Origin of the sequence: Thiomicrorhabdus sp. ZW0627 (genome assembly GCF_029767005.1) — a bacterium.
Classification (GTDB): Bacteria; Pseudomonadota; Gammaproteobacteria; order Thiomicrospirales; family Thiomicrospiraceae; genus Thiomicrorhabdus.
Genome location: NZ_JARUQR010000001.1, coordinates 688,793 through 702,019, shown reverse-complemented (window position 1 = coordinate 702,019; position 13,227 = coordinate 688,793). Strand labels below are relative to the sequence as shown.

The 13,227-nt window shown below is 44.9% G+C and carries 11 protein-coding genes; all 11 read left to right on the top strand.

Going from position 1 to position 13,227, the window contains the following annotated elements; translation table 11 throughout:
- The first annotated feature begins 52 nt into the window (after positions 1 to 52).
- The 11 genes from QCB45_RS03360 (at position 53) to QCB45_RS03310 (ending at position 13,052) form a co-directional block, all read left to right on the top strand.
- Entirely contained in the window at positions 53 to 2,506 is a 2,454-nt protein-coding gene (locus QCB45_RS03360; RefSeq protein WP_279419210.1) for a 6-hydroxymethylpterin diphosphokinase MptE-like protein, read from the top strand.
- A gap of 569 nt (positions 2,507 to 3,075) precedes the next feature.
- On the top strand, positions 3,076 to 4,026 hold the full coding sequence (locus QCB45_RS03355) for a flagellin (protein WP_279419207.1): 951 nt from the start codon (positions 3,076 to 3,078) through the stop codon (positions 4,024 to 4,026).
- Between the two features lie 146 nt (positions 4,027 to 4,172).
- Positions 4,173 to 5,123, top strand: coding sequence for a flagellin (locus QCB45_RS03350; RefSeq protein ID WP_279419203.1), 951 nt, complete (start codon positions 4,173 to 4,175; stop codon positions 5,121 to 5,123).
- A gap of 35 nt (positions 5,124 to 5,158) precedes the next feature.
- Positions 5,159 to 5,572 carry a flagellar protein FlaG gene (locus QCB45_RS03345; protein ID WP_279419202.1) on the top strand — a complete coding sequence of 138 codons (414 nt, stop codon included), beginning with the start codon at positions 5,159 to 5,161 and terminating at the stop codon, positions 5,570 to 5,572.
- A gap of 29 nt (positions 5,573 to 5,601) precedes the next feature.
- Positions 5,602 to 6,048, top strand: a complete 447-nt coding sequence (locus tag QCB45_RS03340; protein WP_279419201.1) for a flagellar protein FlaG — start codon at positions 5,602 to 5,604, stop codon at positions 6,046 to 6,048.
- Between the two features lie 163 nt (positions 6,049 to 6,211).
- Positions 6,212 to 8,551, top strand: coding sequence for a flagellar filament capping protein FliD (gene fliD / locus QCB45_RS03335; RefSeq protein ID WP_279419199.1), 2,340 nt, complete (start codon positions 6,212 to 6,214; stop codon positions 8,549 to 8,551).
- A 32-nt stretch (positions 8,552 to 8,583) separates the two neighbouring features.
- The gene (gene fliS / locus QCB45_RS03330; RefSeq protein ID WP_279419197.1) at positions 8,584 to 9,018 is read left to right on the top strand and encodes a flagellar export chaperone FliS; all 435 of its coding nucleotides are present in this window, start codon (positions 8,584 to 8,586) and stop codon (positions 9,016 to 9,018) included.
- Positions 9,018 to 9,308: a hypothetical protein gene (locus tag QCB45_RS03325; RefSeq protein ID WP_279419196.1), complete on the top strand. Its 291-nt coding sequence runs from the start codon at positions 9,018 to 9,020 to the stop codon at positions 9,306 to 9,308. The genes fliS and QCB45_RS03325 overlap by 1 nt, the downstream gene beginning before the upstream one ends.
- A 92-nt stretch (positions 9,309 to 9,400) precedes the next feature.
- A complete protein-coding gene (locus QCB45_RS03320; RefSeq protein WP_279419194.1) occupies positions 9,401 to 10,519 on the top strand; it encodes a sigma-54 dependent transcriptional regulator in 1,119 nt (372 codons plus the stop codon).
- 20 nt (positions 10,520 to 10,539) lie between these two features.
- Positions 10,540 to 11,688 carry an ATP-binding protein gene (locus tag QCB45_RS03315; RefSeq protein WP_279419193.1) on the top strand — a complete coding sequence of 383 codons (1,149 nt, stop codon included), beginning with the start codon at positions 10,540 to 10,542 and terminating at the stop codon, positions 11,686 to 11,688.
- Positions 11,685 to 13,052: a sigma-54 dependent transcriptional regulator gene (locus QCB45_RS03310; protein ID WP_279419192.1), complete on the top strand. Its 1,368-nt coding sequence runs from the start codon at positions 11,685 to 11,687 to the stop codon at positions 13,050 to 13,052. The genes QCB45_RS03315 and QCB45_RS03310 overlap by 4 nt, the downstream gene beginning before the upstream one ends.
- Positions 13,053 to 13,227: the final 175 nt, after the last annotated feature.

Sequence of the window (13,227 nt, the reverse complement as noted above, 5' to 3'; positions counted from 1 at the left end):
ATGTTTTGTGTTTATAAGAAATTGAAGAATATTGAATTGGGAATAGTTGAGAATGGATTTTGAGTACGAAGTTGGAGCACCACGGGAAAACGCTTTTGGGGAAAAATATTACCCGACCGCGAATGGAAACCTATTTGAAAAAGCTTCGTCGGCAACCATTTTTGGACGCTATTTCAAAGAAACCTTTCATCATGAAAATACCCTTTATGTCATTGGCGGAACCGACTCAGGTTTGTTGCCCTTTTATTTGGCAGAACACTTCAAAGGGGAGCGTAAAGGCCGTAAGTTCATATTCATTGACTATGCGAGTTTGTCCAAAGAGACGGATTTCAGCGATCTTCCTGATTGGATAGAATGTTATCCCGCCGATTTTCCTTTGGGAGTCTTGAGTCAATCCGAAGTGGAATATATGGCATCCGGTAAAACGGCATTGATTAAATCCATTGCGGCGATCGATGCCAAGTACGATGAGCCCTATGGTCAGCTTTGGACTCATATTGAAGATGAATACCGAAAGCTGCTGTTCGCAGAAAACGTCACCAGCGTCACCCGCTCGTTTGTGGATGCCCAGTTGTTGAATCTGCACCGTAATATCAAGCCGGTTAAATTGCTGCAGGGTATGTTGAAGGACAGGGAAGTGTTGTTGGTCGGTGGTGGACCGTCTTTGGACAGTGCCATCGATTGGATCAAGGAGAATAGTGGCAAACTCGTTATTTTTGCTGCTGCACGAATTTCGGCGCGCTTGTTGAAAGAGGGAATCAAACCAGACTTTCTGGTTTCTGTGGATCCTCATGACCTTAGCTTCGATAATTCGAAGCAGATGTTTCTTTTTGAATCGGACACTGTTCTTTTGAACTGCCATCATATCAATCCGAAACTGTTGAACCAGTGGGCGCATAACAGCGTTTATTTCGGGGACTCATTGCCTTGGGTGAACGAAGAAAATTCCAGCTCTCCCGGGCCGACAGTTATTCACAGTGCGCTTCATCAAGCGGTTTTTATGGGGGCGAAAAACGTCTATCTGACCGGTGTGGATTTGTGTTTCTATCAAGGCAAAACCCACGCTTCGGGCAGTGCCGAAAGCGAGATTGGTAAGCTCGGCGTCAAGAACCTGACTACCGTCGAAACCTATTCAGGGGAAATGGCAGAGACCGATCAACCGTTTGCCAACGGTGTCGGCTCTCTGGCCTTTTTAGTAAAAGGTTATGAAACCTATGCGCCGGATTGCCGAGTTTATAACTTGAGTCCTTATGCAGCCAAAGTGGAAGGTGTCGAATACCGTGACAAAGAGACGGTACAGCTTGAAGAGCAAGCACCTAAGAAAGTATTAATGGATGAAATCAACTCTGTCTTGGATGTGGATTTGAAAGCGCTATTGAATCATCAGAAAACGTCTTTGAAAGTTTTGCAGAAAGAGCGCCAACAGCTTCGCGATGCGATCAAACTGTCCGAGGAGGGGATCAAGCAGGTTGCAAAGTATCAAGAGGATGCTTCCGATACGGCTCGTTTGGCCAAATCTAAAAATAAGTTAGACAAGAAACTTGGCGAGATGGGGGAAGTGCTTTATCACTACGGCATAGACTCTTTCAGAGAGGCATTCCGACCGGTCGAAGACGATTCGAAGATGTCTGAAGAGGAGATTCAGCTGACTCTGAACGCCTACTTCAAAGGGATGAAACAAACCTGTGAAGAATTTATAAAACAGCTCGATAAGTCTATTGATGTGCTTAAGAATCGAATGCTCGAATATGTTCCGGATTCCCATCCGGCCGATTTGCTGCCGATTTGGAAAAAACAATTTGAAACCGGACGTTATTTGGTTTGGAAGAAATATCATTCTGACGTCGCTTTAACCGAGGCTGATCATCTGGCGTTGGAAGAAGCCGCTGCAATTTTTGAAAAGAATATCAGTCAAAAAGACACGGTTCAAGCCAAACTTCTTAAAGAGCGAAGTGTTTCGCCGGTTGAGTTACACGGCAAGGCTTTAAGTGCTTATGAGAAACATGATTTGAAATCGCTGAATGAGATTGCACAGCAACTGACGCAGGTTGAAAGTTTTGAAGGAAAGCAGTTGGCATTTTTGGTTGAAGGCATGGTGGCGGATTTGCAAGCGGATGTGACCACCGCTCAAAATGCCTATGAACAGATCAACTTCAAACCTTTCAGACTGTTCAGTTTGAAGCGTTTGCTGAACTTCGCCATGAAAGCCGAACAGCATGAGAAGGTTTTGATCTTTCTTGAAAAGCTTTGCGAGTTTTCGCTGGAGTATATGTTGCCTTATGCTGATTATTTGTCACTTCTCGGCCAGAACGATTTTGCCTACGAGGTTTTGAAAACATTTGTAAAAGAGTACCCGGAACATTTCTCCGCTTTGTTGAAGTTAGCCGAACTTGCTTTGAAAATCGGCCGGAAGGACGAGGCGATTTCCGCTTTGCAGCAAGCCCAAGAGTTAGAACCGAACAATCCGCAAGTTCAGCACATGATCCAATTGTTAACTGCCGGTTAGGCGTGACGAGTCTCAAAATGAATTACTTGGTTGTCGGAGTTTTTGAGCCGTCAACCAGGGGATTTCATCCTCTTTCCCAAACGCTTATTTCCGTTTGACGATCTCCTCTCTTTGTAAAGAACCCAATCAAAGCTGGATAACTCTTCTGAAACCGCATTTGAATGGTTTCACATTCCGCCCAGTTTCCATTTCGCTTTCTAATATTTAATTCCTAAATCCCTGTGTGATTGCCTGTGGAACCTTACATTTGGTTTCCATCTGTCTATAGAGCGTAGAGTTTTCCTTTGGAAAGGCCGTGAATTTGTCGTTATTTCATACAATTACGGAAAAAATTTTATCGCTTTTTTGGGAGCGTATGTCTTGTCTGAAGGCCCCGTATTTTAAGGGGTGTAGAGTTTTTTTCGTTTTTAGAAGAGATCGGTAAGCAATTTTTTTCAAAAAAAAACATTTTCTTGGCTAAAGAAAAAATGGGGGTGCCGTTAAATAGGTTGAAGGCAAGAAACATTGCCTCGAAATTAAAAATAAAAACACAAGTTAAAACACAAGAAGATAGCAAGGGAGAACTTATCATGGCAATGGTAATTAACACAAACATGGGATCAATGAATGCGGTACGTTTGTTGGATCAAACTGCAAGCAATCAGACTACAGCAATGGAGCGTTTGACTTCAGGTCTAAGAATCAATAAAGCGGCTGACGATGCAGCCGGTATGGCCGTAGCGGAAGGTATGACTTCTCAGATCCGTGGTACGGATATGGCGATTCGAAACGCGAATGACGGTATGTCATTGGTCCAAACACTTGACGGTGCGGCAGAAGAAGTTGTAAGCATGTTGCAACGTATGCGTGAACTGTCGGTTCAGTCTCTTAACGGTACATACAGTGATGAAAACCGTAAGCAGATGAACGAAGAGGTCAAGCAGATGATGACGGAAATCGACCGAGTCGCCGTCACCACAAAATTCAATGGCGTTCAGGTAATGCAGAACGTAGGTACCTCCGGTTCAATCCTTTCCACCGCTCCAGGAACACTGAATGTTCACGCTGGTTGGCAGGTCGGTGCGGACAACAAGATTCCAATTTCAACCGCTAACTTCAATACCGGGATTTCAGGTTCTGGTGCGGGCGCAAACTTATTCGGATATTACACGCACTACAGCACACAGATTGCAGGTGGTGCACAGGTAGCGATTTCGATCAGAGAATCGGCCTTCAGTAAGGGGACGATCAGTACTCAAGCAGGTGCCTCTTTGATGCTGATGAAAATCGACGGCGCGCTATCGAATACAAATACATTGAGATCTAAATGGGGTGCTTTGCAAAACCGTTTGGAATCGACCGTATCGAACTTAAGCAACGTGAATGAAAACGTTAACTCTGCAAGATCGCAGATCAGAGATGCCGACTTTGCTAAAGAGTCAGCTGATCTAGCTAAGTCGCAGGTACTTCAGCAGGCTGGTATGAGCATGTTGAGTCAAGCGAACCAGCAGGGTCAAAACGTATTACAGTTGCTGCAATAAGAAATTAACCAACAGGCCTAACAGGCCTGTTGGAAAAAAGATTTGGGAATTTACCCAAACAGAACCTGCCAGTTTGTTGGTGGTGTACTAAAAGTTAGCGATCCAAACAGGATAAGACTGACTATTTTTCAAAAAGGAGATGTATCATGGCAATGGTAATCAATACGAATTTGGGTGCGGTAAACGCAAACCGAATTCTAGAAAGAACCGCTTTAGAGCAATCTACTGCGATGGAGCGTTTAACTTCAGGTCAAAGAATCAACTCAGCAGCAGACGACGCGGCTGGTCTAGCAATCAAAACTTCGATGTCTTCACAGATTTCTGGTACTGATCAGGCGATCCGTAACGCAAACGACGGTGTGTCTTTGGTTCAGACTATGGATGGTGCGACAGAAGAAGTTGTTGGTATGCTTCAGCGTATGCGTGAGCTATCTGTTCAGTCATTGAACGGTACTTACAGCGCAGAAAACCGTGGGCAAATGCAGGAAGAATTCACTCAGTTGATGTCTGAAATCGACCGTGTTGCTGTTACTACCAAGTTCAACGGTGTACAAGTTATGCAGAACGTTGGTACTTCAGGGTCAATTCTTTCAGCAGCAGCTACCCCTACTGGTATCCACGCTGGTTGGCAGACTGGTGCGGACAACAAGATCGATGTTTCTCTAGGTAACTTCAATACTGGTATCTCTGGTTCTGGTGGTGGTGCTAACATGTTTGGTTACTACACTCACTACAGTACTCAGGTTGCTGGTGGTGCTCAGGTTGCGATCTCTGTTCGTGAATCTGCTTTCAGTAAAGCAAACATCACTTCTCAGGCTGGTGCTTCTATGGCGATCATGAAGATCGACGGTGCCTTGTCAAACATCGGTACTATGCGTTCTAAGTGGGGTGCTTTGCAGAACCGTCTAGAATCAACCGTATCTAACTTAAGCAGCGTTAACGAAAACATCACTGCGGCAAGATCTCAGATTTCTGACGCTGACTTCGCGAAAGAAAGTGCTAACTTGGCTAGAACTCAGGTTCTTCAGCAGGCTGGTATGAGTATGTTGAGTCAGGCTAACCAGTCTGGTCAGAACGTATTGTCACTATTGCGTTAATATCGATTAGTGTAATTTAGTGAGGAGAGGCAGGTATGGAAATTAATTCTATGTCAACACCTGCTGCGGAAAACCTTAAAAGCTTGCAACCGGATTCTAAGCCGGCTGCAAGCCAAGAGGTTAAGAAGCAACAGTCTGATGCATCAGTCATCTCTCCAACCCAGAAAACTCAGCAGGAAACTGCAGTAGCGTTAAATGAGCAAGTTCAGAAATTGAATGAAAAATTACTGCATCTTGGTCAGGGACTCCTCTTTTCAGTGGATGAAAATACGCGGTCTTCAGTGGTTAAAGTAATTGATCGAAAGACTGATGAAGTTTTAAAGCAATTTCCGACCGAAGGTTCTTTGAAGATTATTAATAATATTCAAAATTACCTAGAATCGGTGCAACAAAGTGGCGAACGGACAAAAGAGGGTTTGACAGGCGTCTTATTCAATGAAATCATATAGATGGTAGATTTGATAAGGAGACGGGTAGTATGGCTGAATTAAGTGTTATACAACCTAGAAGTCTGGATAGTATCCCTGTTAGTAAGTCACTGACACCTGCGGCTTCGGCTGAGGGGCAGCAGATTGATCGGAACCGGTTGGCTCAGAGTGTTGAGCAGAAAACCGGAAACGTGAAGTCGTTGAACCCGGCGGAAGCCAAAGGCCAAATAAACCAAACCCAATTGGATTCGGTAATGAACGACCTAAATGTCCAGTTGGAAAAACTTCAAAATTATTTGAGGTTTGAAAAAGATGACCAATCCGAAAAAATGGTGGTCTTTGTCAAAAATAGTGAAACAGATGAAGTGATCCGACAGATCCCAACTGAAGAATTTTTGACGGTTTCTAAAAATATTACGAAATTTTTGGAAATGCGTCAGCAGTTACCTGATAAGGTAGCGACCCCAACGGGCTTAATTACAAACGAACAAGCCTAGTTTCAAGTTTCCCTTGTGTGTTTAGCGGTCTTTGACCGCTTTTTTTGTTTTATAAATACGCTAAAGTTTTTTTTAGTGTGACCGATACCTATAATAAGAATGGCATTTATGATGCTTTAACAATAAAGAAATAAAAATATTTTTGGACCAGGAGCGCGCTGTTATGGCTAATGAAATCGGTACTACGCTATTAAATACACTGACGAACAGTACATTTGATATCGGTAATATGTCAAAAGCTTTGGCAGAGGCAGAAGTTGCCGGTCCAAGAGCCATCATAGAGAAGAACCAAGAGAAAGTGTCGACCGAATTAGACGCTTTGAAGTTCTTGCAAACCAATTTACAGGCGTTCAAAACCTATGTAACGGATTTATCGTCGCCGGATATCTTTTCCTTGAAGTCAGGCACCTCTTCCGATGAAGGGGTTGTGACCGTAACGGCTGACAGCACGGCGGCTCTAGCGTCTTATCAGATTGAATCCAGACAGATTGCCCAGGCGCACACCATGGTCGCAAATAAGACCTATACATCTCCGTCCGATACCATTTCCAACGGCACGCTTAATATTCAGGTTGGCGGGCAGACTCATGCGATTACGGTTGATGCGACCAACAATACTTTGGAAGGGCTGCAGAAAGTCATCAATAATGGTGATTACGGAGTGACGGCTTCGATTATCAACAATGGTGGAAGTTACCAAATGATGTTCACTTCGAAGCAGACCGGTGCGGCCGGTGAAGTGAGTATTTCCGGTTTGGCCGATTTCGACACGAACGGTATGACTACGACTTCAGAAGCGCAGGACGCGGTGATGGTATTGAACGGTTTGACCGTTACCAGTGCGACTAATACGTTTGATCAGGTGATCGAAGGCGTTTCTTTTCAGTTGAATTCCGCATCTATCGGCAGCCCGAAAACGGTGACAGTAGGACAGGATACCCAGAATGTAACGGATACCATCAAAAGTTTTGTGGATGTGTACAATCAACTGGGTACGATTCTGGATGAGTTGGGAAGCTACAACAAAGGCGATTTGACCCAAGCGGAATTGGATTCTGAAGAGTACAAGTACTTTGGTGATTTGGCTGGTAGCAGTTTGTTGCGTTCGGTGAAATCCCAAATCGAATCTTCCTTGAGCGGTACGATCGGAGAGTTGACCAGTAATTATAATTCTTTGGCTTTGGTCGGAATTACGCTTAACAGCGATGGTATCTTACAAGTGGATGATACGATCCTGAACAACGTTGCAACAAACGATATGCAGGCTTTGTCGAATCTATTTTCAAAAGGCGGAAGCAGTAATGATCCTTTGGTGAACGTTTTAGCCGGTTCATCCAAGACTCAGACCGGTAATTATCAGTTGGACATCACACAATTGGCGGACAGAGCGACTGTAACGGGGGGGGCTGTAACCTTATCTACCGATGAGAGCGTTGCCGGAGACCGTGTTACAGACGCGACTGCTGCCTTGACTATCGACGCTGGTGCTTCTTTAAATCTACAGATCGGTGCGACGGCAAATCTGATCGACTTGTCTTCGATTGCCGGAACTTATGCTACCAAGGACGAAGTGGCAGCTCAGATCCAGACACAGATTGATGCTGTATTTGGTGCTGGAATCGCGACATTCGCTTACGACTCTAGTCAATCGCGTTTTGAAATCACTTCAGCTGCTGGTCAGGGAACCGCAGATGTTTTGAGTTCGACGGGACTGACCAATCAAGGATTCTCCGGCGGAGCATATGCGGGGCAGCAGTTAATTGATTTGTCGGCGGCGGACGCTTCCTTTAACGTCAAGGTGGACGAGTCGATTACTTCTGCCGTGACGATTCAGGCCGGGCGTTATACTTTGGAAGAGTTAGCGACCAAGATGACGAATAACATCAATTCCAACACCGATGTACAAGCGGCAGGCGCATCTATAAACATCTCGACTGCTGGAGGTGCTTTAACAGTGACTTCAGACCGTTTTGGGATTTTCTCGACCGTTGAATTGACAGGTTTTGCCAACTTCGCCAATGCCGGATTCACGGCTGACCTGACCGATATCGGGCAGAATGTGGACGGTACCATCACCACGGCGAGTGGAACCATGAATATTGGTGCTTATGCGGACGCGACTGACGGCCGTAAGGTAAAGGTCAGTGATTTTGCGGTTATTGCCGGAAACGACGCTGAGGTGAGAGGCTTGGAGTTCGAAGTTCTTGGTGGCGCTTTGGGCGCGCGTGGAACCATCACTTACGCACAAGGCTTTGCGAGCTTGATGGAAGATACTGTCGATGGCCTGTTCAAAAGCGATTTTGGTTTGGTTTCGGAAAGAATCAATAACTTGAATGATAAGATGGACAATTACGAAGAACGCAATAAGAAAATTGATGCGCGTTACGAGAAGCTTCTATTGAAATACCAGATGCAATTTTCTGCGCTGCAGTCGATTATTCAGAGCTCGCAGCAGACTAGAGATTATTTATCGGCAACATTTAGTAACAACAGCAGTAACTAAAAAAATAAAAGATTGAACGAGGGAAACATCCAATGAATATGGCAATGCGAAATAAATTTGCACAACAATACGCCTCAAACTTTGTTGAGACAGCTGTCTCCGAGGCGACTCCACATAAGTTGGTTGAGATGCTATACGATGGTGCTTTGAAGAACCTGAATCTGACTAAGGTGTTTATCGAGAAAAAAGACTTTGAGAAAAAGGCCGAATTTTCGAACAAGGCATTGAGTATTATTAATGCCTTACGTGCTGGTGTCGATATGGAAAATGGTAAAGACGTGGCCGGAAACCTTTATGATCTGTACGATTATTGTTATCGACGTGTTCTTGAAGCTTCGTCTAAAAATGATGTGGCGATGGTTGATGAAGTTATCGAGCATATCAAAACACTGAACGATGCGTGGAAAGAGATGCCTGAGATGATCAAACGTTCTTCAAAAGAACAAATTGAGCGTTTAAGAGCCTGATGGACTCTCTAGAAAAAACCAAAATTCAACTTCTGGCACATTCCAGAAACATGCTCAATTCCGCTCTTGAAGAGGATTGGGAGTACTTTTCTCAGTTGGATTCTAGTTGGCAAGGCCAATTAGAATCGGCTGTGTCTAAATATGGCCAGGAGTTGGATGTGATTGGTGCCCAGCTATTGGAAGATAATCAGCAAATTCAAAATTGCATTCTTCGAGCGCAGAAAATCCTTTCCACCGATTATGAAAAAAACACTCATGCAATGTCGGCGCTCAAAAAATATATGAAATAATTCCCTTCTAAAAAATATTGCCAAAATTTTGACATCGAGTAAAAAGCCGTATATAAAGGTTACCGTAGAGGTCAATTAGAAACGGCGGTTAGATGTCCCAAGAACTTTTATCTTCTTTAGTTGGCGATGGGCCAGCGATGCAAAAGGTTAAAAAACTGATTCTTCAGGTCGCACAGACGGACGCGACAGTTCTGATATTGGGGGAGTCCGGTACGGGAAAAGAGGTTGTTGCGCAATGCCTTCACTCTGCTTCCGCACGAAGTGGTAAAGCCTTTGTTCCAATCAACTGCGGTGCGATTCCCGGAGAACTTCTTGAAAGTGAACTTTTCGGTCATGAAAAAGGGGCGTTCACCGGGGCGATTACCGCTAGAAAGGGCCGCTTCGAGATGGCTGAAAAAGGCACTATCTTTCTAGACGAAATTGGTGATATGCCCTTGCCGATGCAGGTCAAGTTATTGAGGGTTCTACAGGAACGAAGTTACGAACGTGTTGGCGGCAATAAAAGCTTTCAGTGTGATGTCCGTGTTGTAGCGGCTACCCATAGGGATTTGGAAGACAATATTGCCGACGGCACTTTCCGAGAAGATCTGTTTTACCGTCTGAATGTCTTTCCTATTGAAATGCCGGCTTTACGGGAACGCCGTGAAGATATACCTGCCCTGTTCAATTTCATGTTTCAGAAAATTCAAGAAAACGGTCGTTTGATTCCTAAGATGACAGAAAAGGCCTTAATCGCTTTACAGCATTATGATTGGCCCGGAAATGTCAGGGAGTTGGGGAATCTTGCGGAACGTCTATCCATCTTATTTCCAGATTTGCCGGTTGATTATGACGATTTGCCGAGCCGATACCAGGTGACACTGCCTGAAGACGTCGAGTTGATTAAGGTTAAAGCGGCAGAACTCGAGAGTGCGCCAGAAGTGTCGGTTGCCGAGCAGCCGTCTACTGAGGCATCGGACAGTATTAGCGTTGTTGATAACCAGAAAAATGAGCAGTCTTCGGTTCAAGACTCGGCTTCAGACGGGATTTTCAATAACGCGCCGAATTTGAACGAAGGACTCGATTTGAAATCCTATCTCGTCGAGATGGAAGTGCAACTGATCCAAAAAGCACTTTCCCAGACCGACGGAAATGTCTCACAGGCTGCAAAACTGTTGCAGACAAATCGAACCACGTTAGTTGAGAAAATCCGTAAGTACGATTTGAGCTGACTAAGAAGCGGGAGAGCATCGTGTTGAATGAAGTGGAGAAAAATCGTTTAGTTGAGCTTGAACAGGCTTTCGAACTGTTTAACGAAACTTCTCTGCAGTTGACTCATGCTTATGAAGCCTTGCAGCAACAAGTGTCGGATCTGCAGATGCAGCTTGCTAAAAGCGATCGTGAAAAACGCCGGGTGGCGGATCGTCTAAGTCGTTTGTTGAATCTTTTGCCGGCCGGCGTCATTGTTTTGAATCAAAATGATGAGATTTTGGAAATGAATCCAAGTGCCGAAGGGATTTTGGGTGCAGATGCATTAGGTCGGAATTGGGACGTAGTGGTGATGAATGCGTTTTTGACCAGGAATGATGCTGGTGAATTAATCACTCATGATGAAAAAGTCTTCCAGTATTCCGAAACGGATTTGGATCAGGCACTTGGAAAAATCCTATTGATTCAGGATGTGACATCTGCAAGACACTTGCAGGATCACGTCAACCGTCATCAACGATTAAATTCCATGGGGGAGATGGCCGCTTCACTGGCACATCAGATCCGAACCCCATTGGCTTCCGCTTTATTGTACGTTTCCCAAATGAATTCCGAACAACTCGACGAGCCGAGGCGAGAGAAATTTGTAGGTAAAGCATTGCACAGTTTGCGGCATTTGGAAGGCTTGGTGAAGGATATGTTGCAATACGCCAAGGGCGGAAAGGGGAGCGAGCAGCGCGTCGAGTTGCGTCAATTGCTTGAATTGGTAAAGCATGCTGTGGAGCAGCAGGCTAAATTAACAGGCAGTGAGGTTCAGTTCGATTCATTTATACCTGGACTGGCCGTGACCGGTGATCAGGATGGCCTGGTCACCGCTCTGCAGAATTTGATCGGCAATGCCATTGATGTGGTTGGTAAAGAGGCTAAGGTTCAAGTGACCGTCAATAAGCTTGGTGATGACAAGGTGGATATCGTCGTCAGTGATAATGGCCCTGGAATTGAATCGGAAAATTTGGAAAAGGTCTTTGAACCATTTTATACCAGCCGGGCTAAAGGAACAGGTTTGGGCTTGGCGGTAGTCAGAGCGATTGCGGAAGCGCATAATGGGCAGGCCTGGGTGAAATCGATTCCGGGGTATGGTTCTAAGTTTGGAATCCGGTTGCCGTTGGCTGAAGTAAAGGGAATAGAATGAGTATCGCAAAAGTATTGATTGTCGAAGATGACCAAGAGTTGCAAGAAGCATTGGTGGATACTTTGTCCTTGAACGGTTTTGAAGCGTTGAGTGTCAGCAGTGCTGAAGATGCGCTGGTTGCTCTTGATGACGATATCGGAATGGTGTTTAGCGACATCCGTATGGACGGAATGGACGGATACACCTTGATGAAGCGTATCAGAGCAATCAAGCCTTATTTGCCGATTGTTCTGATGACGGCTTACGGTACGATTGAGCAGGCCGTAGATACGATGAAAGCCGGTGCTGTGGATTATATTGTTAAGCCATTTGAAGCCAACGTGCTGGTTGAAAAAGCCAAAGTCTATTTTAATCGTGATGCATCTAGTGAAGATGACTTCGTTGTAGCCGATCCCGCGACTCAGCAGTTGAAAAACATGGCAAAAAAAGTTGCTGAAAGTGATGCCAGCGTTTTTATTAGTGGTGAAAGCGGGACAGGTAAAGAGGTTTTAGCCCGTTACATTCATAACCAATCTTCCCGCAGTAAGCAGCCATTTGTTGCGATTAACTGTGCCGCTATTCCTGAAAACATGCTTGAAGCCATGTTGTTCGGCTATGAAAAAGGGGCATTCACCGGGGCCGCGAAATCAATGCCCGGTAAGTTTGAACAGGCCCAACACGGCACGATTTTTCTAGATGAAATCGGTGAGATGAAGCCTGATCTTCAGGCAAAACTGTTGCGAGTCCTGCAAGAGCGTGAAGTCGAAAGAATCGGCAGCCATAAAGTGATCCAGTTGGATGTTAGAGTACTGAGTGCCTCGAATGTATCGATGAAACAGGCGATTCAGAACGGAGATTTTCGAGAGGATCTTTATTATCGTTTGAATGTGTTTCCAATGCGCTTGCCTCCCTTGAGAGATCGCCCGAGAGATATTGCTGCGATTACTGAAAGGTTACTACAGCGACACTGTGGTAGAAACCGAATCGAGCCAATGGTGTCAGCGCCTGCGATGAAACAGCTGATTGAGTACTCGTGGCCGGGCAATATCCGTGAATTGGATAATGTCATCCAGCGAGCCTTGGTGATGATGTCGGGCGATACCATTCAGAAACAGGATATTTTGCTTGATTTGGAAGACGGGACGAACGAAATGTTTCATACCGAGCAGAGGGCGGATCAGTCCGATGCCGTTGACGCTTCAAGTATTGCAGGCAGTTCAGCAGAGATTAAGGATTTAAAGGCCCGGGAAATTGCTTTGATACTGGAAACTTTGCAGCAGAATAACGGGCACCGACAAAAAACGGCGGAGACTCTGAATATCAGCCCGAGAACTTTAAGGTATAAAATCGCCAAGCTTAAAGAGCAAGGTGTGGAAGTTCCGTAACCCTCTGTGTGGAAACGAGGGTGGATTTAAATGATATATCCTGTTGTTATCGACAGGAAAAAAAATAATTTAGCGAAACTGAGCAGGCCTGTTGGTTTTTTGACGTTTTTTTGGCATATCAATTGCTGTTAGTTTTGCATTATTCGTTATAAAATAATTCACTGTGACATAATAG